A 22,916-nucleotide genomic window follows, 5' to 3' on the forward strand; every position below is an offset into this window, starting at 1 on the left:
GCCTCCTGTCATTATAAGCCCCAATTATTCTACGGATGGTTCATGATCAAGTTCAATCTGTTCGATCTGCTGCCAGATTTCCTTGCCGTTTAAATCATCCAGTTTGTACAGTGCGCCGTAGCTGACAGAATCGTTCTGGATTAAGAGCAGAGTGTCGGTGATGCTGATCAGATAGGTGCTGTTAACGTGCTCCCGATCCTCTGAAAGGTCACGAACTTTTAAAGTAAAGGCATTTTTCACAGTGTAATTTTTGCTTACCTTTTGGAAGCTGTCCTTTTTCACCGTAATGTTTCCAAGAAGTTTTTGCATATCGGATTCACAGGAAGCGGACATTGACTGGAAGGTTTTGCTTCCTTCCTTTGCGTAGGAAACAGCAATGTTTGGTTCTTCCAGAATACCGCAGAACCAGCTTGGATGTGTTGGAAGATTTTTGCTCAACGAATCGAAGGTGGTAAAGAAGCTCTTGTCCGATATAGATACTTTTTGGGTATACTCATTTGGGGAAGAAGTATAGAGAGAAAGCTCCGCACCATTTTCTGTCTGCTGAAGTTTGAAGCGATTGTTGCTGTCGTTGAGACGGAAGTAAACATTTGGATTGATAACGTTGCCGGAAAGGCTGCTGCTGTATGGTTTCAGTTTCTGGTAAGAAGCATTTACCTTGGAACGATCGGATGACTTGAGGTCTTCACTCGATATAAAGGTGTGTGCTTTGGTATCAACCTTGCGAATCACAGGTTGTTTTGGAAGTGTGGAAGCAAGCGAGGTGGACGAATTTGCACGCAGTTTGTTGAGTACGTTAGTCAGTGGAGCAACATTCTTTGTGACAAACGGCATGTCGTCATAGTCACCGGTTAGTTTGTCTTCCAGCTTCATCAGATAGGTGTCTACTCCATACAGAGTATTCCAGACTTCGACACCGTCTTTGGTGTGGACTTCCATTGAGAACTCGGTTTTGTAGTCCTTAATGTCGTATCCGGTCGCACCATAAGCGCTGGTTGTACACTCTGCTTTGGTGGCAAGCAGTGCTTGACGAATGGTTTCGATCTGGGATTTATCGGTAATCAGATAGAATTTTTCAGCAGGCGGGGTACAACCATGTGGATAGTAGAAAAGACGAATATAGCTGACATCCTTGGATGCAGGAAAGTCCAGTTCTCGTATAACCTCGATTGCAGGCAATTCTACATCAACACCATCCTCGGTGGTGTAGGACTGTGCGTTGATTGCTTTCTGTCCTGCCTCGTTGATTTTGTCCGGTGTATCGGAAGCAGGATAAAGAATCTCATTTGTCGAGGTAACCTCTGTGGAGGTCTTGGCAGCAAAAGCAGAAAGCCCTCCGCCAAATCCACCTGTTAAAAGTGCAGCACAAAGGCAGATACTCAAAAATTTCTTCATAAAAAGTCCTCCTTTAAACTTGATTTTATAAAAAATGCTCTTTCTATAAAAGTAATATCCTACTTCTGTTTTACTGCATTGGAAGAGAAAAATCAAGATGCGTCAAGTGTAGAAAAAAGATGGTAACATTTGTGTAGAAATTGTAAATTCGTAAACTAAGTTATATAATATGCTTGACAAATTAAATAATAAGTTTTACAATAACATCAGAATACAGAAAGAAGGTGTGGGAAGAATGAGCAAGAGCGTATACAGCCTGGTGCTCAGCGACGACGTGGTTGCCGCCGTGGATCGAGCGGCCTATGCTTTGGGCAGCAGCCGTTCCAACTTGATCAACCAGATTTTGGCAGAATATGTTTCCTTTATTACGCCGGAAAAGCGCAGAAAGGATATTTTTGATTCATTGGTTTCGGTAATCGATGGCTTTGAACCGTTTCAGGTACAGTCACGAGGTTCCGACAGCATGCTGTGCATCCGCAGTCCGCTTCGTGTCAAATATAATCCCACCATTAAATATACGGTGGAGCTTGCCAGAAACAACGGTTCGCAGATCGGACAGCTTCGTATTATGACCCGTACCCAATCGGAAGCGCTGATTGAAATGCTCGACGCATTTTTCTATCAGTTTTGCAAGATGGAACAAAAATATATCCACCATCTGTTTCCAAATGTTGTTCCGCAGTATCAGGTTGGACAGGGAAAGCTGATCCGAAACTTCTCTTTGTTAAAGGAAGGATGCAAAAACAACGAGATAGGAACCGCGATTGCATCTTATATTCAGATGATAGACCGGGCACTGAAAGCATGCCTGGGGGCAGATCCTTCCCAGTGGGATGGTATTATCGAGCAGATTTATCTGGAATATTTAAAGGAAACACCTATTATCTGCTAAAACCAATTTCAGTAAAACTTCAAACACAGATAGAACCCTGAACCAGAAAGGTGTGAAGAGAAATGAATGCACAAAAATTTACCCACAAGTCGTTAGAGGCCGTTCAGACAGCCAACAACATTGCTCTGGAAAACAATAATATGCAGATCGAGCAGGAACACCTGCTGTATGCACTGCTGACAATGGACGAAAGCCTGATTGCTCAGCTGCTTAAGAAGATGGAAAAAGATCCACAGGCAGTTGCACAGGCAGTCAAACAGCAGATTGATAAAATGCCGGGCGTAACCGGTTCGGGCAGAGAAGCTGGAAAGATTTATGTTGCACAGGATGTTGACAGCGTACTTGCCAAAGCAGAAGGAATCGCAGATTCCATGAAGGACGAATATGTCTCGGTGGAACATCTGATGATCGCCCTGCTTGAAAATCCAAATAAAAACTTGAGAGATATTTTTAAACTATTCTCGATTCAGAAAAACGAATTCTTAAAGGTCCTCCAGCAGGTAAGAGGAAATACCCGTGTTACCAGCGATTCGCCGGAAAGCACCTATGATGTACTCAAAAAATACGGTCACGATTTGGTAGAGGATGCAAGAAATAAAAAACTTGATCCCGTAATCGGCAGAGATTCTGAGATTCGAAATGTTATCATGATTCTGTCCAGAAAGACCAAGAACAACCCGGTCCTGATCGGTGAACCTGGTGTAGGTAAAACCGCAATTGCAGAAGGTTTGGCACTTCGTATCGTGCGCGGGGACGTTCCGGCAAACTTAAAGGATAAGACCATCTTTTCATTGGATATGGGTGCACTGATTGCTGGTGCAAAATTCAGAGGCGAATTTGAGGAACGACTCAAAGCTGTTTTGGGCGAAATCAAAAAGAGTGAAGGCAAGATCATCCTCTTTATTGATGAGCTGCATACCATTGTTGGCGCAGGTAAGACCGAAGGCTCAATGGATGCCGGCAACCTGTTAAAACCAATGCTTGCCCGCGGTGAACTGCACTGTATCGGTGCTACTACCTTAAACGAATACCGCCAGTATATCGAAAAGGATGCAGCACTGGAACGAAGATTCCAGCCGGTACTGGTTGCAGAGCCAACCGTTGAGGACACCATCTCCATTCTGCGTGGTCTGAAAGAACGTTATGAGGTATATCATGGCGTTAAGATTCAGGATGCAGCTTTGATTGCTGCTGCAACCTTGTCTGACCGTTATATCTCCGACCGTTTCCTGCCGGATAAGGCAATCGACCTGGTCGATGAAGCATGTGCGATGATCCGTACCGAGATGGATTCCATGCCAACAGAGCTGGATGAGTTAAACAGAAAGATCATCCAGCAAGAGATCGCTCAGGCAGCGCTCAAGAAAGAAGAAGACAAACTCTCCAAAGAGCGTCTGGAAGCAGTGACCAAAGAGCTTGCTCAATTGAGAGAAAAATTCAATTCCATGAAGGCACAGTGGGACAACGAAAAGACCGCTATCACCAAGGTTCAGAAGCTGCGTGAACAGATCGAACAGGTAGGCGGAGAGATCGAGCGTGCTGAACGGGAATATGACCTTAACAAGGCAGCCGAGCTCAAATACGGCAAACTGCCGCAGCTGAAAGCAGAGCTTGAAAAAGAAGAAAAACTGGCAGAAGAAGCACAGCAATCCAGCCTTTTGAGGGATAAAGTTACCGAAGAAGAGATTGCAAAGGTAGTCGGCAAGTGGACCGGCATCCCGGTTGCTAAGATTATGGAAGGTGAGCGGGAGAAACTCTTGCACATGGAGGATATCCTGCATCAGAACGTTGTGGGACAGGATGAGGCAGTCCGCCTTGTCAGCGAAGCAATCCTTCGTTCCAGAGCTGGTATCTCCGACCCGAACCGCCCGATCGGTTCCTTCCTCTTCCTGGGTCCTACCGGTGTTGGTAAGACTCAGCTTGCAAAGACCCTTGCAAAGACCTTGTTTGATGATGAAAACAACATGGTCCGTATCGATATGAGTGAGTATATGGAGAAGTACTCCGTCTCCCGTCTGATCGGAGCGCCTCCAGGATATGTTGGTTATGAGGAAGGCGGTCAGCTGACCGAAGCAGTTCGCCGCAGACCATACTCGGTTGTTCTGTTCGATGAGGTTGAAAAAGCACATCCAGATGTATTCAACGTTCTACTTCAGGTGCTGGATGACGGCAGAATCACCGATTCTCAGGGCCGTACCGTGGACTTTAAGAACACCATTATCATCCTGACCTCCAACCTTGGTTCTTCCTATATTCTGGACGGCATCACCCCTGATGGCGAAATCAGCGAGGAAGCAAAGAATCAGGTCAACATGCTCTTAAAGAATAGCTTCCGTCCGGAATTCTTAAACCGTCTGGACGAGATCGTTTTCTATAAACCATTGACTAGAGAGAATATCGGCAATATCATTGACCTGCTGATGAATGATCTGAAAAAACGTCTTGAGGCAAAACAGATTGAGCTTAGCATGACTGATGCTGCAAAACAGTACATCATCGACAATGCTTATGACCCAATCTACGGTGCAAGACCACTCAAGAGATTTTTGCAGAGCCATGTCGAAACCATGCTTGGCAGAAAGATCATCTCTGGAGAGATTGGCGTTTCGGACGAGAATGAAGAAATGTGCAAGGTTGTCATCGATGCTGAAAATGGGGAACTGGTAATCCGCTAAAACAAGATAAAAGGATAAAATCCCGGATACAAACTGTATCCGGGATTTTGTTTTGTTCTTTTATCGGGAAGATTCTTGTGATACAATAAAAAGAAACGAACACTATCATATTACGGAGAAAATAGAATGGCAAAGAAACAACGACTGGATAAGGCAATCGCAATGCAGGGATCTCTTTCCCGCAGCGAGGTTAAAACACTCATCCGCAAGGGTGCGGTAACGGTGAACGGACAGGTAGTAAAAAATGCAGATTTCGGTGTCGATTTTGACAGCGATACCGTAGCGGTACAGGGTAAGGAACTTTCCTTAAGTATGCACATCTACCTGATGCTCAATAAACCAAAAGGGGTCGTCAGTGCAAGCGAGGACAAAAAACTGCCGACAGTGGTCGATCTTGTTCCGAAGGAACTGTGGAGAAAAGGACTTTTTCCAGCAGGAAGACTGGACAAGGATACTACCGGCTTTGTGCTGATTACCGATGACGGGGAATTTGCCCACGATATTCTTTCCCCGAAAAAGCATATTTCCAAAACCTATCATGCGCTGGTAAACGGAACCATCACCGATGAGATGGTGGAAGGCTTTGCAAAAGGGGTTACCATCGGGGAAGATTTTACTTTACCGGCATCGCTTAAAAAAATCTCTTCGGAAGAACAGGGCGACTGGGGTGAGGTCATCCTCAAGGAAGGAATGTACCATCAGATTAAGCGGATGTTTGGTGCTTACGGCTTAAAGGTACTGGAACTCAAACGAGTTCAGATGGGAAAACTTCCGCTTGACCCAAATCTCGAAGAAGGAAAATGCCGAGAGCTGACAGCGGAAGAACTGAGACTTGTCAGCACAAGGGACGAATCTACGGAGGAATAACAGGATGGGATGTCTAATCTGTGAGCGGATTGAACAGATTCAAAAAGGATGCAATCCCTATTTCGTCTGCGAGCTGGAAACTGGATATGTAGTGCTGGGAGATCATCAGCGATTTGCAGGTTATACCCTGTTTTTATGTAAGCAGCATGAAACTGAGCTGCACCTTCTTCCTTGGGATTATCGGATGAAGTTTTTGCAGGAGATGTCTCTGGTAGCAGAGGCAGTCTATCAGGTTTATCAGCCAGAAAAGATGAACTATGAGCTTTTAGGAAATGGAGACATCCATCTGCACTGGCATCTGTTCCCCCGCGTAACTGGGGATACCCCGCAAAAAGGACCGGTCTGGTGGCTGCCAAGGGAAGAGATGTGGAATGATGCCTACCGGCCGACACCGCATCAACTGGAAGAACAGACCAAACGGCTCAAAATGCAAATCCAGAAGGTGTACCAAAGCCGTTTGGGATTTGGTATGAAACTTTAAGACACAGGAAAGAACAATGAAGCAAAATATTTCTTATCAGAAATTGCCCCGCTCGTTTTATCTTGATGATACGGTCAATGTCGCAAAAAAGCTCATTGGCAAGCTGCTGGTGCGGAAAATCGGTGGGGAAACTTTGTCTGCCATCATCTGCGAAACCGAAGCTTACACCGGATTTTCTGACAAAGCCTGCCACTCCTATAAGGGAAAATCTGAACGGACAAAGGTGATGTTTGAGGAAGGCGGCAAGGCGTATGTCTACCTCATCTATGGAATGTACAGCTGCTTTAATATCACCACAAGGGAAGAAGGGGTTCCCGAAGCAGTATTGATTCGGGCTGCTTGTCCGGTAGAGGGAATCGAGCGGATGAAGGAACTTCGGCAAAGCAAAAAGCAGATTAAAAGCTTAAACGAAAAAAATCTGCTTTCCGGTCCCGGACGGCTTTGTGACGCAATGGGAATTACCCGGGAACAGAACGGCATCCTCCTTACCGAAGATGAACTTTTTATCTGTGAGGGGATTTCTGTTCCGGAAAAGCAGATTGCTGCAACAAAAAGAATCAACATTGATTATGCAGAGGAGGCACGGGACTTTTTGTATCGGTTTGTCGATACCAAAAGCGCCTGCCTGTCCGTTAAGTGGAGGGGACAAGAATGACAGTGGATACATTTTTCTGCCTGGAAAAATATGATTCCTGTTGTTTTACCGGACATCGGGTGCTGCCAAAGTCCGAAGAAGACAGAAATATTCTGCGGGATAAACTGCGCAGCACCATTGCACAGCTGGCAAAGGAAGGAATATATCGGTTTTATACCGGCGGAGCCAGAGGATTTGACAGTATGGCAGCAATGACAGTGCTGGAGATGAAGGCATATTTTCCGCAGATTCAGCTGTATCTGGCATTGCCTTATCCGCAGCAGTATGAGCAATGGCCGCAAAGGGAGATCGCGCTCTTTGAACAGATTGCAGAACATGCAGATAAGGTGGAGATTATCAGTCCTGTTTATACCGAAGACTGTATGAAACGGCGCAATTACTATATGGTGGATCACAGCTGTGTGTGTGTCTACTATATGGTACATTCGGTACGAAGCGGAACCGCCCAGACGGTAGCCTATGCCAGAAAGAAAAATGCCCGTTTAATAGACCTGACCGGCGACTTAAACGCAGAGTATCTTCCCGAAGAGGAAGAAGAGAAGCTTTCCTGTATTGAGAAAATTTACCTTGAAGAAAACATGGTGGTCCGGGAATTTTTTAAGAAAAAATAAAACCAGATGCTGTCTCAGACAGCATCTGGTTTTTTACTGTTCGGAGGAAGTATCTGCTGACGGGAAAGCAAACCCCTGCATAAAGCCGTTTTCTGCAAAGACAGAACAGACATCCCCGCCAATGACCTGGTTTTTATAGATCAAAAGATTTGCGCGGATATACTCCTTTTGTCCGGGGTAATTGAGTACCGAGTAGGTAAATCGGCTGACCTGTTTTCCTTTAAACTTACTCAGATCAAAGCCCTGGGAGGTCTGAATCTCGTTGTAATTTTGGTAGACATCCCCGAAGGTTTGCGGGATCACGACCTGCACCACTTCGATTGGCTCACTGGATACCTTCCATCCAAAGCTTTGCAGAAACTGGATGCGGGAGGAATTGTCCGGTGTGTTGGTGTCGTGTGTCTGGGAAATAGAAGGCAGGGGATCAGAAGAAGGGGCTTTTTCTTTTTGGATGATTCCAATGAGCAGAATGGTTGCTGCGAAGAGCAGTGCAATCAGAAAAATCCGCTTTAACAGGACTTTTGGCTTAATCGAACAGATGAACATGGACGGCGTTCTCCCTTCAAAAAGTATTCTCTGGTTTTTGCAAAAACTCGTGGGGATAAGATAACCAGTGCCACAAGATTTGGCAGGAGCAGACAGGCATTGAGCAGATCAGCCAGCGAAAATACCAGTGGAAGCTGGGTAAAGCAACCGACAGCACAGCCGGTCAAAAAGAGCAGGCGATAGATTTGCAGTGCAGTCGTGCTGTGCGGGAACAGGTATTCGATACATCTTTGTCCATATAGGCAAAAGCTGATGACCGAGGCAAAGGCAAACAGGGTGATGGCAATGCTGAGCATTCTTCCTCCGCCTGTTCCAAGGCAGAGCAGGAAGGCATCCTGTGCCGCGGAAGGGGAAAGAGGAACCCCACTTGCCAGAATGACCAGAGCGGTAATGGAACAAACCAGAATGGTGTCGCAGAATACCTCAAAGATACCCCAGAATCCCTGTTCCACTGGACTTTTGGCACCGCTGCACGCGTGAGCGATCGAGGCACTTCCAAGACCTGCTTCATGGGTAAAAATACCGCGGGAGATTCCCACCCGCATCGAAACGAAAAATCCCACGCCGGTTCCGGTGAGTGCGGAAGTTTCTGTGGAAAAGGCCTGTGTTATAATCTGATGAAAAGCGTCCGGAATGTTTTGGCGGTAAAAGAATAGAATCACACCGCATCCCAGAAGGTAGAACAGCGACATCAGAGGAACCAGGGCAGAAGATGTTTTGACCGCGCGGTCACAGCCGCCGGATAAAACCCAGCCGCACAGCAGGGTAAGAATTACCGCACAGAAGGTTGGGGAAAGGGAAAAGCTTTCCCAGAGTGACTGGGCAATGGCATTGGTTTGGGTCATGCTGCCGCTGGAAAAGCTTGCAAGTGCGCAGAAAATACAGAAGAGGACAGCAAGGATTTTGCCCAATGTTCCTGAAATCCCTTTGGAGATATAATACATCGGTCCGCCCCGCAAGGCACGGGAATCAGGATCTCGCTGACGAAACTCCACCGCAAGAAAGACCTCCATGTATTTAGTCATCATTCCAAAGAAAGCACCTACCCACATCCAGAAGATGCTACCGGCGCCACCCAGCTGCAAAGCTGCTCCCACACCGACAATGTTTCCCACTCCCATGGTTCCGCCCAGCGCAGTGCTGACAGCAGCGAAGGGGGAAACTCCTTTGCCATTTTCCCGGTCAGAATGAAAAGAAAAAACGCTGCCGATGGTTTTTCGCAAGACGGTGGTCAGCCGGGTGATTGGAAGAAATCCAGTGCATACGGTAAAATAGAATCCACATAACAAGGTCAGGGCGATGGTTCCTCTGCCCCATAAAACCTCGGTAGCGGAATCCAGAATCGATTGGAGCATAAAAGACCTCCCAAAATCAGTTTGGTAAAAGGTATGATCCAAACAAAAAAGATATGCAAAACAGGTGCTGGACTTTTTGGAAGGATTTTGTATAATAAAAAAGAACAGGGAAACTTAACTGTATCAAATATTGTGGGTCTAAGGGGGAATCTGATTTGTATCAGTGTGCAAAATGTTTTCAGAGGGGCTGCACCAAGCAGGATCTGACCAAGACTCTGCCGGAATGTCCGAGCAAGGAACAGGAAATTCAGGAACAGGCAAAAGAACTGTATCAGGATGCCGAAAATCACCGCATCGCTTATTGTGCAGCTCTGACCGAAGCCGGCGGATACTGTCAGGATACAAGACTGATTGAGATTATCAAGTTTTTGCATCGGGGCGGATACCACAAGATCGGTCTGGCGTTCTGTACCGGATTGTTTAAAGAAGCACAGGAAGTCGTGAATATCCTGGAATATAACGGCTTTGAAGTGGTTTCCATCATCTGCAAAAACGGCGCAATTACCAAAGATTTTCTGGGCATCACCGATGCGCAGGCGGTTCGCGGTAACTGTAAGACCGAGAGTATGTGCAATCCAATCGGACAGGCACTGCTGTTAAATCAGGCAAAAACAGAATTTAACCTGATTTTGGGACTTTGTGTCGGACATGATACCTTGTTTATCAAGTATTCTGAAGCGCCGATCACCGCACTTGCAGTGAAGGACCGTGTGACCGGACACAATCCTCTGGCACCAGTTTATCTGGCACAGGGCTACTACCATAAGAAATTCTATCCAGATAATCCGGACGACTTAAATCCAAAAGATACCGAGTACAATAAATAAAAAAGGAAAGACCTGCACTTTTGTGCAGGTCTTTCCTTTTTTATTTGATATTGTGTTTTTGTGCATAGCTCGTAACGACGCTGACCCAGTGAGGGTCCTCAAATCCTTTTTGAATATCAGAAAGATCAATATATGCTCCTGAAGAAATGTTTTGTACCGTTGCTTCTGCGATCATAGCTTCTTTGGTGTAGGGATCGGACAAATATTTTTCAAACTCAATATTCATTTTGTTGTCGATTCCTTCCATAGCGCCGAGATAAAACAGATTGTCTTTCCCCAGCAGCTCTCCTATTTTGACAAAGCATTCGATGCCTTCCCGCATCTGTGCAACAGAAATTTTTCGGCTATACTGTGTGATGCGCTGTCCGCCATTTAAAATATGATCTGTTGTAGTTTCCAGAATATTTGCAAGGTCAACCAAAATACTGATATCAGGAAGAGCTTCTCCCGTTTCCCTTAGTTAAAGATATTGTTGGGTATCTCAAGATGTGTCATTCGATTTTGCCGATAAAGCGGTAGAAGATTTCCACTTCCTGTTCCCGGCTTCCGTCCTCACTTTTGACCGCTTCATGGACAAGGATTTTTTCAATCAGCGTATTCAGAAGTTCAGCCGTCAATTCTGTGGGATTGACATACTGTTTCATCAGACCTATCCACTTTTCAGCGTCAACCGCTGTCTGGGCGGCGGTCTCCATCGCTTCGTGAAGCCGTTCAATTTTTACGTCCAATTCTCGCTGTTCGCCCTGATACTTTTCGGACAGCATATTGAAATTGTATTCTGTAATGCGTCCGGCAGACCAGTCCTCATACATTTTTGCAAACAGGGTGTCTACTTCTGCTTTGCGCTTTTCCGCCTTTTTCAGTTCGGCTGTCTGCCGCTTCCTTGCAGTATTGCGTTCCTTGTCGCTGGCGTTAAGTAGCCGTTTCAGAAGTTTGTCCCCATCCTGCTGTGCCAGCACAGACCAGTATTGCAGACGGGAAAGGACATAGGCGTAAAGCACATCATAGCGGATATAGTGCATGGAACACTGGTGCAATCCTTGCCCGTACTTGCTACAATGGTAGTGGGCATAGGGATTTTTGTTCTGGCTGTTCATACCATAGGCCAGCGACCAGCCGCAGTCCGCACATTTTACCAGCCCGGAAAATATCTGTGTTGTGCCGTTCTTCTGCCGTCTGCGCCTGTTGCAAATCTGCTCCTGTACTTGACGGAACACATCTTCGGAAATAATCGCTTCGTGGGTGTTCTCCACACGATACCATTCCTCTTTTGGCTTGCGTACTTTCTTCTTGTTTTTGAATGAAATGTTGGTCTGCTTATTGTGGACGCTGTGTCCGATATAGGTTTCCTCTTTCAGAATACTTTTCACCTGCGCTATCGTCCACGCATAGGCTTTTTCCTCCGGCGCTCCGGCATAGATATTTGCGAAAGTGCCGTATCTCTGGAAATTCAGCCAGCCGGGAGTAGGTACTTTTTCTTCGACCAAAATCCGTGTAATGCTGGCGGCTCCCCGGCCATGAACGGCAAGGTCAAAAATCTTTTCGATAATCCACCTTGTTTCCGGGTCAATCAGAAGATGGCCTTTCTTATCTGGGTCTTTGACATAGCCAAGCGGAGCATAGGCTCCATAGTGTGCGCCATTTGCGAACCGTGTCCGCATGGCCGCCTTTACCTTTTTGCTGGTCTGGCGGGCGTGCATTTCATTCAGAATGTTGAGGAATGGGGCAAGCTCATTCTCTCCGTTGATGGTGTCCACATTGTCATTGACAGCGATATAGCGGACGCCTTTGCTGGGAAAGTAGATTTCCGTGTACTGGCCGGTCAGAATGTAGTTTCTGCCTAAGCGGGATAAATCCTTCGTAACAACGCAGTTGATTTTCCCGTCCTCAATGTCATCAATCATTCTCTGAAAATCCGGCCTGTCAAAGTTCGTTCCAGACCATCCATCGTCGATATATTCATCTATGACATTCAGGCCATGCTCGGCGGCATATTGCCGGAGCATCATGCGTTGTGTCTGAATACTCCCGCTTTCTCCTTGCAGTTCATCGTCCCGGCTCAATCTCATATAAAGCGCCGTGTTGTAAATCGTAGTATTGTAAGGTTGTTTCACCGTAAAAATCCTCCTTCTAAAGAAACAACCCACGCTTACAATACTTTTGCTCTATGGCAATTATATCATAAGCGTGGGCGTGTTATCAATGATGGGCTATCAGGTTGAAGCGGCTTTTTCTGCGGTATGCCGCACCACATCTACAATCAGATCACCGAGGGGCTTCCCGCCTGCGGCGAAGTGTTCGGAGATTTTTATACGGTTGTTCCCACATACAAAATACTGCGTGCCGTTCTCTGCTTGTATAACCTGCCCTGTTCGGGGTGTAAAAATATCGCTTTCACTTTTTGCCATCCAGTGTCCTCCATATTCAGTTTTCAAGGTACAATGCCGCACAGAGGCGGCGAAAATTTCTGCTTATATCTATCACCTTTCCTTTACCGTGTGCCGCTGCTGACGTTTCAGTTCCGCCAGTATATCCGGCGGGATACGGTCAACCAGCCGCTGTAAATTGTCCAGTTCGCTTTTCAGCTTTGCCCGTTCCATCGTATCTTTCATCTTTCCTTTTTCGCTGGCCTTTGCCCTTGCTTCCAACTTCTCATTCTCCGCCAGCAGGTCATTGATTGTGACCTTGTACTTTTTCAACTGCCCGGAGAAATTCTCCATCTGCGGGAACCACTTTTTCAGCATGGAGAGGGCTTCCTCTTTTTTCTTTCCGGCGTTCAGCGGGTTAATGCCGTCCAGTGTGGCTTCAATGGCTCTTGCCTGCCGGGAGAGGGAAACCGCCTGTTTGAAAAGCCGGGTGGGGATATGCTTCCGGCCTGTCCTGCTGGCGCTCTCCCCACGCTCCAAGTCAGGATATTTCTCCACCATATAGGCGTGAAAATCGTCCTGCCACTTCGTCAGGTTTGCCCGGTTGCCGATAATCTCCTTTGCACACAGGCGGTTGTCCTTTGTCAGCGGAACAAAGGTCAAATGCAGGTGGGGCGTTTTCTCGTCCATGTGTACCACCGCCGACACGATATTTTCCCGTCCTACCCGGCCAATGAGGAAGTCCGCCGCCCTCTGGAAAAACGCCTGTATCTCCTTTGGGGATTTCCCCTTGAAAAACTCCGGGCTGGCAGTTACCAGCGTATCGACAAACCGTGTGCTGTCCTTGCGGGTTCGGCACCCGGCCTGTTCAATGCGGTTTTGAATGAAATGATAGTACCTGCCCTCTGGCTTGACGATATGAAAGTTGTACTTGCTCCGGCTTGTGTCAATGTCGGGGTTGCTGGCGTATTGTTCTTTCTGTCTTTCGTGATGGGCTTCCAGCGGCCTTGCCGGGTTGCCCTTGTGCTTCTCAAACCGCAAAATTGCGTGTTGTGCCATTCTGCTCCTTTCCCCATTCCTTTCCTATCCGGGGTTTTCCACAGGGAAAATCCCGCAGAAATTAGCTCGGATAGGATTGGAATGGATAGAATATAAATAAATCTTTTTAATCTTTGTATTTCTATATACCGTCCGGTTTTCGTACTTCCGGGGAGTGATTTCCTCACTTCATAAGTACGGTTTTCAGCCCTCCGGCGTACCAGAACCGGATTTCTTGAAGTCGGTGTTTGGAACCGCTTCATAGGATTTTGGGAAAATGCGGTTGGGTTTTCCACAGCCCTGCTTCTGGATCTCCACCAGCCCGGCGTATTGCAGTTCCCGCAGGGTGTTTACCGCTTTCTGCCGCCCACAGTGGAGCAGGTCAACCACCTCGCAGATGGGATAGTACAGATAAATCCGTCCGCAATCATCCGCCCACCCATTCTTGCGGGATAACTCTGTCCGGCGCAGGATAAAGGCGTACAGAACCTTTGCCTCGTTGGACAAGGGCTTGAATGTGGGGGCTTCAAAGAGGAAATTCGGGAGCCGGGTGAAGCTGAACGCCTTTTCCGGCTGATGGATATAGATGGTATTTGTCATAGTGCGTTTTGTGGACGGTTAGAAGCCCGTTTTCCGGGGCGGGCGATACTTTATACCACCAGCCCCGGTTTGGGGCTTGCGAAGCCTGATAAATCAAGGCTTTTTTCGCTCCTAACTGTCCACAGCAGACCTCCTTTTCCGTTCACTTTCTGTTTTCTGCCGCCTGTGAACTCTGGCGGCACAGCCGGGGCAGTATTTTGCCCGGTTGGATTTGGGGACGAACACACCGCCGCAGACCTCACAGCGTTTCAAGTCCTTATCCCGGAAAATCTCCGCTTCCAGCGTCCCGTCCAGCGGCAAGACCGCCCAGCGGAACCACTTACAGCAGACCGAGAAAGAAATCGTCTGCGGACAGGTGCAGGTGTCCCCATCGTCAAGGACAATGCAGTTGCCGTCCTCACAGCAACAGCACTCCCGGCGTATCAGGCTGGCCGCCTGTTTTCTCTGCGCCGGGGTCATGCGGTAAAGGGAACCGTCCGGCCTGCGTTCCAGCGGCGGCAAGTCTTTATAGGGGTTATCTCTCATGCGTTCCCTCCATTTTGCTTTCCGTTGCCGTTCTCCCCGAAAAGGTTTCCTGCCCCATTCCTGCGGCGTGTTCCGGCGTTGGCACGCTCCTCGCAACTTCGGGACATTTTGTCCCGAAGTCCGACTCCTTGCGGTGCTTCCCCAGCCGGGGTATTCCTTTTCGGACGGTCATTCTGTTTTCAAGGTGCCGTCCATCGATGAACTACCCTAAGTCTACACGAAAAAAATGCAATTCCCGGAATATTGCGAGAATTGCATTTTGATGAAGTTTACACTTTGGAAATTGCATTTTTGCAATCATTCTGTATAATGGAAGTATGCGGAGGAGGTGCGTATCTATGGCTTTACCCGGAACGCCCGGACAGCGGATTTCCGATTTATGCAACGGGAACCACATCACACAAAAGGAACTTGCGGAGAAGATAGGCGTTTCCGCTTCCCAGTTGAGCCGCATTGTCAGCGGCGAAACAAGAACGGTCAGCAGTGATATTCTCATAGGTGTGGCAAAGGAATTTAAGGTATCGACAGACTACATACTGGGCTTGTCTACCGTGAGCGTTCGTAAAAGCTACGATATTTCTGAATTAGGCTTGTCCGAGGGAGCCGTGAGGGGGCTTGTGACGGGTGCTGTTGATGTGCAAATCCTCAACCGCCTGTTGGAACACAGGAATTTTCCTAAGCTGATAGATTTGATACGGATTTATTTTCAGGATACGGCGGCAAAGGGCATAACAGCAAGAAACCAGCTTATCGAGATGGCAACGGCTTCCCTGTCCGACCTGATGAAAGAACACCCGGAACACCGGGCAGAAGCGAAGCAGGATTTACAGCTTTTGAACGCCCAAAAGATAGGGGAACATGAAGCGGAGATTGAAAAAATCAAAAATGTGTTCCTGGCTATCCTGCGGGACATTAAGAAAGACATTGACAACGGGGAACAGCCGGGAGAAGCTGTGACCGCCGCTATGTTCCAAGCCATGCGGGACGCACTGGCGGAACAGAAACAAAAACCACTTTCCATTGACGATGTAACGGCGATGATAGCTGGACAGATCGGACAGCTTACACCGATGGATAAAGAAACTGTTGAAATGTTCCAGCAGTTTGCGAAGAAGATGATTGAGCAGGCAGGAACAAAGTGATAAATTTGAATTGTGAGGGAAAATACAGATGAATCAAGGAAGAATTATTGTGATTACAGGCTCACCGGGGACAGGAAAAACAACAACTGCGTCAATTGTCGCAAAGGAATCAGATATGGATAAATCAGTGCATATGCACACCGATGACTTTTTTCATTACTTAAGCAAAGGCGCAATACCACCACATTTGCCAGAATCCAACGAGCAAAATCTGGTTGTCATTGAAGCCTTTTTAGAAGCTGCAAAGCGATATGCTCGTGGCGGATATGATGTAATTGTAGATGGGATTGTCGGGCCATGGTTTTTGGAGCCATGGAAAGCTCTTGCCCAAGAAGATTACGAGGTACACTATATTGTATTAAGAGCGAGTAAAAAAGAAACTATGAAGCGAGCTGTGGAACGCTCAAAATTAGATAGAAAAACAAATATTGAATTAGTGGAAACAATGTGGGAGCAATTTTCCGGTTTGGGAGTATATGAATCAAATGTCATAGACACAACTACATTCACAATTAAAGATACGGTTTCCGCAATAAAAGAAAGAGTTGCATGTGGGACGTCTTTACTATCTTAGACATTCCCATTTGTCAGGAAGATAGCAAAGCCAGCCGAGCCAGTCAACGGTCAAGATGAACGGCGCATTTCATGCGCCGCCGTTGACAGTCCCGCCCGTCTTTGCTAAAGGGTAATCAAGGCGGGAAAGCCCCAAAATGGTTTCACACCTATTTCAATAATTGGAGGAGATAAAAATGAGATCAGAAAAGGAAGTTTATGATATTGTTTTGAATTTTGCAAAAACAGACAAACGCATTCGCATGGTTACTTTGGAAGGATCTAGAACAAATACTAATATTCCGCCTGATGATTTTCAGGATTTTGATATTACTTTTTTTGTTACGGATATGGACAGCTTCACAAGTGATGATAAATGGCTAGATATATTTGGTGAAAGGTTGATTCTGCAAAAGCCGGAAGATATGGAATTATTTCCAGCTGTAGAAAAGGGATTTTCATATTTAATGCTGTTTACTGATGATGTTAAGATAGATTTAACTTTGCTGCCGCTGGAACTGATAGACGAGTATTTTACATGGGATAAACTGGTAAAGTTACTGTTGGATAAAGACAACCGTATCGTAAAGCCGCCAATACCAACGGATATAGACTACCACTTGCGGAAGCCTACTCAAAGAATGTTTGACGATTGCTGTAATGAATTTTGGAATACTACAACATATGTAGTAAAGGGCTTATGCCGCAAAGAAATTCTTTTTGCTATTGACCATATGAATGATATAGTACGAAAAGAATTGCTTCGCATGATTTCCTGGCTGATTGGTATCAAACAGGGATTTCATTTCAGTTTGGGAAAAAACTATAAATTTATGAAGCAATATGTCCCAGAGGAATTGTGGGAACGACTTATGTCCACTTATAATATGGATTCCTATCCCCATATGTGGGAATCCTTTGAACAATGTATGGCATTGTTCCGGGAGGTTTCGTCAGAAGTGGCATGCCAGTTGGATTACCAGTATCCACTATATGATGAAAAAATCAGTAATTATGTGATTCGGCAAAAGAAAAAATATGGCATTGAAGATGATAACAAATAAAATTTTTTCAATCGAAAAAATTTATTTTGATTATTCAATTTTGAAAAACTGAATACCTCAAAATCAGAAAGAGAGCGGCCAAGCACTTTGAGGGATTGGCCGCCTTGTCCACCCATTCAGTGGGACGGCGGGCGGCGGTCAAGGCCGGGTGTAAACCCGTTCATTTCAGCCTTGACGGTTACCCGCTGTCCTGCTACTTTTCTGGGAGTGTGGCCACAACTTCGGGACACTTTGTCCACAAGTCGGAGCGTAGGACGAGGGACGGGGGCTTTCATATACGCCCAGTCTGCTGTTGAAACCAGACCTGTGCTTACGGCTCTACGCCACGCAAGCACAGCCCTGTTTTCCTGCCGCTTCAAATGCCCTTGCCCTCCCCGGCGGCAACGGCATTTTCACGGCAACGCCGACAGAGCGTATAACACACTACACTTTGCTTCGCAAAGTCGTGTGCCAAATGGGGGCGTTGCCCCCTTTGGAAACCCCCACAAGAAAAGGCGGTACGCTACCCCTCCACGGGGCGCATACCGCCTTTTCTTGTTATCCAGCCCTCCGGCTGTATCGGTTGAGCAAAAGTCAGCGTGGGATTGATGTGGTATCTTTAACTTTGGGAAACTCCACGTTCCCATTTAGAAACTGCCTGAAACGAAATATTTAATCTTTCCCCAAGTTGATTCTGCGTCAATCCTTTTGCTTTCCTTAAGGAAGCAATCTGTTTTCCAACCAGAATGGTATCAATCATACTCAAAACCTCCATCATGTGTTTTGAAACCGGTTTCTGATATTGAGTATAACAAGGTTGGTTTGCAGTTTCAATAACGCTGTCGTAGAGTAGATGACAGGAAGATTCAATCACTGGTTTAATCTTAAAGAAGGTAGCGTTATGTTATGAATAAGGCGGCAGCTGGAAAACCAGCTGCCGCCTTGAGAAATTTTGTTCTATTGTATCGGAATTGGAGTCTACATTAAATTTCAGGGGAAGCTGAAATTATTTTTTTCCATACTTGTCTTTTACTTTTTTTACAGTATAGTCAGCCATTCCGATACTTAAAATCAATGCGATGATCCAACAAATCACTGCCAATATATCGGTGAATACACTTAACGTATTTCGAAAGATCAAATCGATGAAAAATAAAAATATACAGAAGTAGACTACTGCAAAAAAGGCCTTGAGCATATCATTTTACCTCACTGGGATTTTTAACTTTGAGATGAGAAAAGAAAAATATGCTGACAAAGTAAGATTAGTCTGGAATATCTCCCACGCCGTTGAGAATCAGTCTTGGACGGTAAGGGAACAGTTTAACCGTTTCGCGGGTGGAAACACCGGACAGAACCAGTGCGGTGTCCAGACCACTTTCGATGCCGGCAACAATATCAGTATCCATACGGTCGCCAATCATGACAGCCTCCTGAGAATGTACGCCGAGCATGTTTAAGCCGGTGCGCATCATCAGAGGATTTGGCTTGCCGATATAGTAAGCTTCTTTGCCGGTAACCAGCTCAATCGGTTTTACAAAGGCGCGGCAGGCAGGCATAATTCCCTGTTCGGTCGGACCGGTGAGGTCATAGTTTGTTCCAATCAGACGGGCACCGTTCTGGACATGGTGAACTGCCTTACAGATATTATCGTAGTTATAGCTGGAAGATTCTCCGATTACAACATAATCCGGGGAGGTGTCATCCAAGGTAATGCCCTTTTCATATAAAGCATTGTATAATCCAGGTTCCCCGATAACAAAGACATGGGCACCAGGACTTTGACGGGAAATGAACTCGGCGGTAGCAAGGGCGCTGGTATAGAAGTGATGCTCGTCGACTTCCAGCCCCATTCGTGCCAGTTTTTCCTGCAATTCTTTTGGTGTCTTGCCGCTGTTGTTGGTCAGGAATAAGAATTGTTTGTTTTCGCGATATAACCATTCAACAAATTCCTTGACACCTGGTAAAATTTTGTTTCCGTGGTAGATAACTCCATCCATATCGCAGATGAAGCCTTTTGCTTTACGAAGCTGTTCCATGTGATAGCTCCTCCTTCAAATTTTTCTCTTTCTTTTTCACACCACTATTGTAACATGAGTAAACCCGAAATTCAATTTAACAGTCTGTGAAAAAACATGAAGATTTGTGGAACGACAGGATGTCATGGATCGAAACTTTTTTTAAACGTTTTGATTTTAAGGAGCAGTATAGAAAAAGAAAAACCTGAACACATTCTGTGTTCAGGTTTTATTGGTTGCGGGAGCTGGATTTGAACCAACGACCTTCGGGTTATGAGCCCGACGAGCTACCAAACTGCTCCATCCCGCGATATATAATTTTGAGTGCTTAAATATAATACCATATTACATTCAAAAAAGCAAGAGCTTTTTTGAAATTTTTAAAAATATATTTTTAAATCCAAAATAAACTTCCTTCCCTAAAAGGGAAGGAAGTTTTTCTAAATCCCAAAAGGATTAGAGCTCGACGTCTGGAGCAAGAGAATCATCCTCATCACTGGATGTTTCTTCCTGTTCTTCCGGCTCGTTTTCTTCTTCTGCCTCTTCTTTTGCAGGATGGTCCATATACTGGGCAGCGATGTATTCGGCATCTTCATCCTCGTCTGTCAGAAGGTCATCGTCAAAATCATCGCAGATGAGGTCTTTTTTCTTGTGCAGCCAAGCTGCCAGTGCAATGACCAGACCGATCAAAGAAATTCCCAATGCAATCAGGGAAATCAATACGCTTTTTTTCATGGAGCACACTCCTTTGTTGATGAATTTCCTTTCATAAAAGGTTCTGATAGGTTCATTATACCCAATTCGGATGAAAATTACAATCAAATTTTCATGTAAATTCGCTTTTTTAGCAGGATTCTATTTTTCGTGGGTGTCGCGAATGCATCGAATCTGCTTGGAAAGACTCTGCATCCGTTCATCTGTGTGTGCGATGATGTCAGCGCACTCTTTGAGTTCATCTACAACACAGTCAGGAACTTCGCGGCTTGCCTTATAATGAATTTGATGTTCCAGACTTGCCCAGAAGTCCATGGCAATGGTGCGCAGCTGAATCTCCACACGGACAGGCTGTTTGCGGTCGGAAAGAAAGACTGGAACTTCCAAAATCATGTGATAGCTGCGGTAGCCGTTCGGTTTTGGATTTTGGATGTAATCCTTCTTTTCGATAACGGTCAGGTCATCTTGTCGGCTGAGCATCTCGACGACAGTATAAATGTCCTCGATAAACGGGCAGATGACGCGGATGCCTGCAACATCGTTGAGGTTAGCCCGCATGGATTCCAGAGAGATAGGATATCCTTTTCGATGCATCTTTTCGATAATGCTCATCGGTTTTTTGATTCGGCTTTTGATCGATTCAATTGGATTGTGTCCTGCTCCAAAACGGGCATCTCGCTGCAAAATCTCCAGTTTTGTCCGTACTTCCTGAATGCCGGATTCGTACAAAGCCATGTCTTGTTCCATGTCCGCAAAGGTTTCCAACAGATCCTGCGGAGACTGGATCGCGTTAATATCCTTTAAGAGTTTTTTTGCGTTGCTGAACTGTCCCATGTGTGATGTTCGTCCTTCCTTTTTATGCTCAATATCGCCGTTTGATTGATCAGTTTTCCGACAAAAATGGTAACTGATATTAGTATATCATATTTTGATGCAAAAATCTATGATATGTTCTATCCCTTTCCTTATAATAACAGCATACTGTTTCCACAGACAAAAATCAATTGCAACAAAGAAAAAAGTTTGTGAATGCATTGGAACGAATATTGCACGACGACAATCGGGGCGTTTTGATTGACAAATGAGGTCAGATTGATTAATATAAAGAATATAACAACTGTTACAAAAATGTAGCAGGCGGTACTACTTAATGTCGTATTGCAAGCTATTTTTGAAAGGAGGAAGTGTAGTTGAGTAAAGAAAATCCAAGGCTCAACATTGTATTGTTTGAGCCGCAGATACCACAGAACACCGGAAACATTGCAAGAACCTGTGCCTGCACAGGGGCAAGGCTGCATCTGGTTGGACCGATGGGATTTTCTATCGATGACAAAAAGCTCAAACGTGCCGGACTGGATTACTGGCATTTTCTGGATATTACCTATTATAACTCCACCCAGGAGTTTTTGGAAAAGCATAAAGAGGATCATCTGTATTTCTTCACAACCAAAGGAAGAAAGGTTTATTCGGAGCAAACTTATCCGGACGACAGCTATCTGATTTTTGGTAGGGAGGATGCCGGAATTGATGAGGAGATTTTATTTCATCACCCGGATACCTGTCTGCGTCTGCCGATGATTGGGCCGGTCAGAAGCTTGAATCTTTCCAACACGGTTGCAATTGCAGTGTATGAAACGCTGCGTCAGTGGGGATTTCCTGCACTGCAGAACGAAGGACAGCTGCATCGCTTGAGCTGGGATCAAATAAACCAAACTGTAGAATAAAGAGGAGATTATATGAATCAGGAAAAAATCTTTTTTATCACCGATTCTGCCTGTGATATTCCGGCAAAGGATGAGCAGGAGCTGGAGAATCTTTGCATCCTGCCAATTCCGGTTACAGCAGACGGAAAAGGCTACTATGAAAGAGAAAGCTTTACACCGGAAGAATTTTATGATCTGATCGATTCCTGCGAAAACATTCCTTCCACTTCGCACATTCCGGCAATCGCCTTTCAGGAAAAATATGAGCAGGCATGGGAAAAAGGTTATACCCATCTGGTGGTAGTTACTATTTATTCCGGTGCTTCTGCAATGTATCAGTCCGCTTTGATGGCAAAAAATGCATTTCTGGAGGAGCATCCGGATGCAATGAGAATCGAAGTAATCGATTCCAACTGCTATGCAATGGGATATGGCTATCCGATTATTCAGGCTTGTCATAAAGCACTGGAAGGGGAAAGCTTTGAAAATGTTGTTTCCTATATTAAGGATTATCTTTCCAGAGTTAAAATTTACTTTAGCCCCTTTACATTGAAATACGTTAAGAAATCGGGACGTGTCAGCTGTACAGCAGCCTTTGTGGGAGAACTGATTGGCCTGCGTCCGGTTATTTCCGCTGTAGGAACAACCAACATCGTGGAGAAGGTGCGCGGCAATGCTGCAATCCTGACAACCATGGTTAAATTCTTCAAGGAACAGCGCAGCAAGGCCGAGGAAAAAGCACCATACATGATTCTGGTTGCAAGAGATACCGAGATGAGTGAAGAGCTTGCAAAAGCTTGCGAGAACGTTGCAGGTTATCCTCCGGTTGGCGTCTTCAAAATTGGCGCAGCAATCACCATCAACACCGGCCCGCAGATTATCGGTATGACCTTCTTAGGTGACTAGTCAAA

The 22,916-nt window shown here is 45.8% G+C and carries 25 protein-coding genes and 1 tRNA gene; 12 read left to right on the forward strand and 14 right to left on the reverse strand.

The window, feature by feature from the left end; all coding sequences use genetic code 11:
- Positions 1–24: 24 nt before the first annotated feature.
- Positions 25–1,395, reverse strand: coding sequence for a hypothetical protein (locus BQ5375_RS00355; RefSeq protein WP_076917222.1), 1,371 nt, complete (start codon positions 1,393–1,395; stop codon positions 25–27).
- A 235-nt stretch (positions 1,396–1,630) separates the two neighbouring features.
- Here BQ5375_RS00355 and BQ5375_RS00360 point away from each other — a divergent pair, with 235 nt between their 5' ends.
- The 6 genes from BQ5375_RS00360 to BQ5375_RS00385 all read left to right on the forward strand — a co-directional run bounded on the left by BQ5375_RS00360 (position 1,631) and on the right by BQ5375_RS00385 (position 7,576).
- Positions 1,631–2,287: a ribbon-helix-helix domain-containing protein gene (locus tag BQ5375_RS00360; protein WP_076917223.1), complete on the forward strand. Its 657-nt coding sequence runs from the start codon at positions 1,631–1,633 to the stop codon at positions 2,285–2,287.
- 62 nt (positions 2,288–2,349) lie between these two features.
- Positions 2,350–4,962, forward strand: a complete 2,613-nt coding sequence (clpB, locus tag BQ5375_RS00365; protein ID WP_076917225.1) for an ATP-dependent chaperone ClpB — start codon at positions 2,350–2,352, stop codon at positions 4,960–4,962.
- 126 nt (positions 4,963–5,088) lie between these two features.
- Entirely contained in the window at positions 5,089–5,829 is a 741-nt protein-coding gene (locus BQ5375_RS00370; RefSeq protein ID WP_022131539.1) for a pseudouridine synthase, read from the forward strand.
- Positions 5,830–5,833: 4 nt separating this feature from the next.
- Entirely contained in the window at positions 5,834–6,310 is a 477-nt protein-coding gene (locus tag BQ5375_RS00375; protein ID WP_022131540.1) for an HIT family protein, read from the forward strand.
- A 16-nt stretch (positions 6,311–6,326) separates the two neighbouring features.
- On the forward strand, positions 6,327–6,965 hold the full coding sequence (locus BQ5375_RS00380; protein WP_022131541.1) for a DNA-3-methyladenine glycosylase: 639 nt from the start codon (positions 6,327–6,329) through the stop codon (positions 6,963–6,965).
- Positions 6,962–7,576: an SLOG family protein gene (locus tag BQ5375_RS00385; RefSeq protein WP_022131542.1), complete on the forward strand. Its 615-nt coding sequence runs from the start codon at positions 6,962–6,964 to the stop codon at positions 7,574–7,576. Before BQ5375_RS00380 ends, BQ5375_RS00385 begins: the two co-directional genes overlap by 4 nt.
- Before the next feature lie 33 nt (positions 7,577–7,609).
- Here the strand turns inward: BQ5375_RS00385 and BQ5375_RS00390 are convergent, their stop codons facing one another.
- Positions 7,610–8,122 (reverse strand): DUF4830 domain-containing protein, encoded by a 513-nt coding sequence (locus tag BQ5375_RS00390; RefSeq protein ID WP_022131543.1) that lies wholly within the window; start codon positions 8,120–8,122, stop codon positions 7,610–7,612.
- Positions 8,086–9,477 carry an alanine/glycine:cation symporter family protein gene (locus BQ5375_RS00395; RefSeq protein WP_022131544.1) on the reverse strand — a complete coding sequence of 464 codons (1,392 nt, stop codon included), beginning with the start codon at positions 9,475–9,477 and terminating at the stop codon, positions 8,086–8,088. Before BQ5375_RS00395 ends, BQ5375_RS00390 begins: the two co-directional genes overlap by 37 nt.
- 155 nt (positions 9,478–9,632) lie before the next feature.
- Here BQ5375_RS00395 and BQ5375_RS00400 point away from each other — a divergent pair, with 155 nt between their 5' ends.
- On the forward strand, positions 9,633–10,304 hold the full coding sequence (locus tag BQ5375_RS00400) for a DUF1847 domain-containing protein (RefSeq protein WP_022131545.1): 672 nt from the start codon (positions 9,633–9,635) through the stop codon (positions 10,302–10,304).
- Positions 10,305–10,344: 40 nt separating this feature from the next.
- On the opposite strand, the gene BQ5375_RS00405 is transcribed toward BQ5375_RS00400, so the two are convergent.
- The 6 genes from BQ5375_RS00405 to BQ5375_RS00435 form a co-directional block, all read right to left on the reverse strand.
- Entirely contained in the window at positions 10,345–10,725 is a 381-nt protein-coding gene (locus tag BQ5375_RS00405) for a hypothetical protein (protein ID WP_076917226.1), read from the reverse strand.
- Between the two features lie 70 nt (positions 10,726–10,795).
- The gene (locus BQ5375_RS00410; RefSeq protein ID WP_002334812.1) at positions 10,796–12,418 is read right to left on the reverse strand and encodes a recombinase family protein; all 1,623 of its coding nucleotides are present in this window, start codon (positions 12,416–12,418) and stop codon (positions 10,796–10,798) included.
- 99 nt (positions 12,419–12,517) lie between these two features.
- Positions 12,518–12,712: a hypothetical protein gene (locus tag BQ5375_RS00415; protein ID WP_002334813.1), complete on the reverse strand. Its 195-nt coding sequence runs from the start codon at positions 12,710–12,712 to the stop codon at positions 12,518–12,520.
- Between the two features lie 72 nt (positions 12,713–12,784).
- On the reverse strand, positions 12,785–13,729 hold the full coding sequence (mobV, locus tag BQ5375_RS00420; RefSeq protein WP_002334814.1) for a MobV family relaxase: 945 nt from the start codon (positions 13,727–13,729) through the stop codon (positions 12,785–12,787).
- A gap of 183 nt (positions 13,730–13,912) precedes the next feature.
- The gene (locus tag BQ5375_RS00430; RefSeq protein ID WP_002588752.1) at positions 13,913–14,308 is read right to left on the reverse strand and encodes a replication initiator protein A; all 396 of its coding nucleotides are present in this window, start codon (positions 14,306–14,308) and stop codon (positions 13,913–13,915) included.
- Positions 14,309–14,419: 111 nt separating this feature from the next.
- Complete coding sequence (locus tag BQ5375_RS00435; RefSeq protein WP_002588751.1) at positions 14,420–14,833, reverse strand: cysteine-rich VLP domain-containing protein; 414 nt, start codon at positions 14,831–14,833, stop codon at positions 14,420–14,422.
- Between the two features lie 338 nt (positions 14,834–15,171).
- Between BQ5375_RS00435 and BQ5375_RS00445 the strand changes: the two genes are divergently transcribed.
- From BQ5375_RS00445 to ant(6), 3 genes are all read left to right on the forward strand, one after another.
- Complete coding sequence (locus tag BQ5375_RS00445; protein WP_002334816.1) at positions 15,172–15,975, forward strand: helix-turn-helix domain-containing protein; 804 nt, start codon at positions 15,172–15,174, stop codon at positions 15,973–15,975.
- A 28-nt stretch (positions 15,976–16,003) separates the two neighbouring features.
- On the forward strand, positions 16,004–16,549 hold the full coding sequence (locus BQ5375_RS00450; protein WP_001071501.1) for a P-loop nucleotide/nucleoside kinase family protein: 546 nt from the start codon (positions 16,004–16,006) through the stop codon (positions 16,547–16,549).
- A 175-nt stretch (positions 16,550–16,724) separates the two neighbouring features.
- A complete protein-coding gene (ant(6), locus tag BQ5375_RS00455) occupies positions 16,725–17,591 on the forward strand; it encodes an aminoglycoside 6-adenylyltransferase (protein WP_076917228.1) in 867 nt (288 codons plus the stop codon).
- Positions 17,592–18,189: 598 nt separating this feature from the next.
- On the opposite strand, the gene BQ5375_RS00470 is transcribed toward ant(6), so the two are convergent.
- The 5 genes from BQ5375_RS00470 to BQ5375_RS00495 all read right to left on the reverse strand — a co-directional run bounded on the left by BQ5375_RS00470 (position 18,190) and on the right by BQ5375_RS00495 (position 21,136).
- Entirely contained in the window at positions 18,190–18,330 is a 141-nt protein-coding gene (locus BQ5375_RS00470; RefSeq protein WP_022132859.1) for a helix-turn-helix domain-containing protein, read from the reverse strand.
- Positions 18,331–18,835: 505 nt separating this feature from the next.
- On the reverse strand, positions 18,836–19,609 hold the full coding sequence (locus BQ5375_RS00480; protein WP_022132861.1) for an HAD-IIA family hydrolase: 774 nt from the start codon (positions 19,607–19,609) through the stop codon (positions 18,836–18,838).
- 212 nt (positions 19,610–19,821) lie between these two features.
- Positions 19,822–19,898 (reverse strand) — tRNA-Met (locus BQ5375_RS00485).
- Positions 19,899–20,044: 146 nt separating this feature from the next.
- Positions 20,045–20,323: a hypothetical protein gene (locus tag BQ5375_RS00490; RefSeq protein ID WP_022131396.1), complete on the reverse strand. Its 279-nt coding sequence runs from the start codon at positions 20,321–20,323 to the stop codon at positions 20,045–20,047.
- Between the two features lie 120 nt (positions 20,324–20,443).
- Complete coding sequence (locus tag BQ5375_RS00495; RefSeq protein WP_076917230.1) at positions 20,444–21,136, reverse strand: GTP pyrophosphokinase; 693 nt, start codon at positions 21,134–21,136, stop codon at positions 20,444–20,446.
- Between the two features lie 356 nt (positions 21,137–21,492).
- Here BQ5375_RS00495 and trmL point away from each other — a divergent pair, with 356 nt between their 5' ends.
- On the forward strand, positions 21,493–22,026 hold the full coding sequence (gene trmL, locus BQ5375_RS00500; RefSeq protein WP_022131394.1) for a tRNA (uridine(34)/cytosine(34)/5-carboxymethylaminomethyluridine(34)-2'-O)-methyltransferase TrmL: 534 nt from the start codon (positions 21,493–21,495) through the stop codon (positions 22,024–22,026).
- A gap of 12 nt (positions 22,027–22,038) precedes the next feature.
- A complete protein-coding gene (locus tag BQ5375_RS00505) occupies positions 22,039–22,911 on the forward strand; it encodes a DegV family protein (RefSeq protein WP_076917232.1) in 873 nt (290 codons plus the stop codon).
- The last annotated feature ends 5 nt before the right edge of the window (positions 22,912–22,916 follow it).

This window comes from Negativibacillus massiliensis (assembly GCF_900148495.1).
Taxonomy (GTDB): Bacteria; Bacillota; Clostridia; order Oscillospirales; family Ruminococcaceae; genus Negativibacillus; species Negativibacillus massiliensis.

Excerpts from the sequence above, each read along its gene's own strand:
- BQ5375_RS00355 (WP_076917222.1), bottom strand. The coding sequence starts at position 1,395 with ATGAAGAAATTTTTGAGTATCTGCCTTTGTGCTGCACTTTTAACAGGT.
- BQ5375_RS00360 (WP_076917223.1), top strand. The coding sequence starts at position 1,631 with ATGAGCAAGAGCGTATACAGCCTGGTGCTCAGCGACGACGTGGTTGCC.
- clpB (WP_076917225.1), top strand. The coding sequence starts at position 2,350 with ATGAATGCACAAAAATTTACCCACAAGTCGTTAGAGGCCGTTCAGACA.
- BQ5375_RS00370 (WP_022131539.1), top strand. The coding sequence starts at position 5,089 with ATGGCAAAGAAACAACGACTGGATAAGGCAATCGCAATGCAGGGATCT.
- BQ5375_RS00375 (WP_022131540.1), top strand. The coding sequence starts at position 5,834 with ATGGGATGTCTAATCTGTGAGCGGATTGAACAGATTCAAAAAGGATGC.
- BQ5375_RS00380 (WP_022131541.1), top strand. The coding sequence starts at position 6,327 with ATGAAGCAAAATATTTCTTATCAGAAATTGCCCCGCTCGTTTTATCTT.
- BQ5375_RS00385 (WP_022131542.1), top strand. The coding sequence starts at position 6,962 with ATGACAGTGGATACATTTTTCTGCCTGGAAAAATATGATTCCTGTTGT.
- BQ5375_RS00390 (WP_022131543.1), bottom strand. The coding sequence starts at position 8,122 with ATGTTCATCTGTTCGATTAAGCCAAAAGTCCTGTTAAAGCGGATTTTT.
- BQ5375_RS00395 (WP_022131544.1), bottom strand. The coding sequence starts at position 9,477 with ATGCTCCAATCGATTCTGGATTCCGCTACCGAGGTTTTATGGGGCAGA.
- BQ5375_RS00415 (WP_002334813.1), bottom strand. The coding sequence starts at position 12,712 with ATGGCAAAAAGTGAAAGCGATATTTTTACACCCCGAACAGGGCAGGTT.
- mobV (WP_002334814.1), bottom strand. The coding sequence starts at position 13,729 with ATGGCACAACACGCAATTTTGCGGTTTGAGAAGCACAAGGGCAACCCG.
- BQ5375_RS00430 (WP_002588752.1), bottom strand. The coding sequence starts at position 14,308 with ATGACAAATACCATCTATATCCATCAGCCGGAAAAGGCGTTCAGCTTC.
- BQ5375_RS00435 (WP_002588751.1), bottom strand. The coding sequence starts at position 14,833 with ATGAGAGATAACCCCTATAAAGACTTGCCGCCGCTGGAACGCAGGCCG.
- BQ5375_RS00445 (WP_002334816.1), top strand. The coding sequence starts at position 15,172 with ATGGCTTTACCCGGAACGCCCGGACAGCGGATTTCCGATTTATGCAAC.
- BQ5375_RS00450 (WP_001071501.1), top strand. The coding sequence starts at position 16,004 with ATGAATCAAGGAAGAATTATTGTGATTACAGGCTCACCGGGGACAGGA.
- BQ5375_RS00470 (WP_022132859.1), bottom strand. The coding sequence starts at position 18,330 with ATGATTGATACCATTCTGGTTGGAAAACAGATTGCTTCCTTAAGGAAA.
- BQ5375_RS00480 (WP_022132861.1), bottom strand. The coding sequence starts at position 19,609 with ATGGAACAGCTTCGTAAAGCAAAAGGCTTCATCTGCGATATGGATGGA.
- BQ5375_RS00490 (WP_022131396.1), bottom strand. The coding sequence starts at position 20,323 with ATGAAAAAAAGCGTATTGATTTCCCTGATTGCATTGGGAATTTCTTTG.
- BQ5375_RS00495 (WP_076917230.1), bottom strand. The coding sequence starts at position 21,136 with ATGGGACAGTTCAGCAACGCAAAAAAACTCTTAAAGGATATTAACGCG.
- BQ5375_RS00505 (WP_076917232.1), top strand. The coding sequence starts at position 22,039 with ATGAATCAGGAAAAAATCTTTTTTATCACCGATTCTGCCTGTGATATT.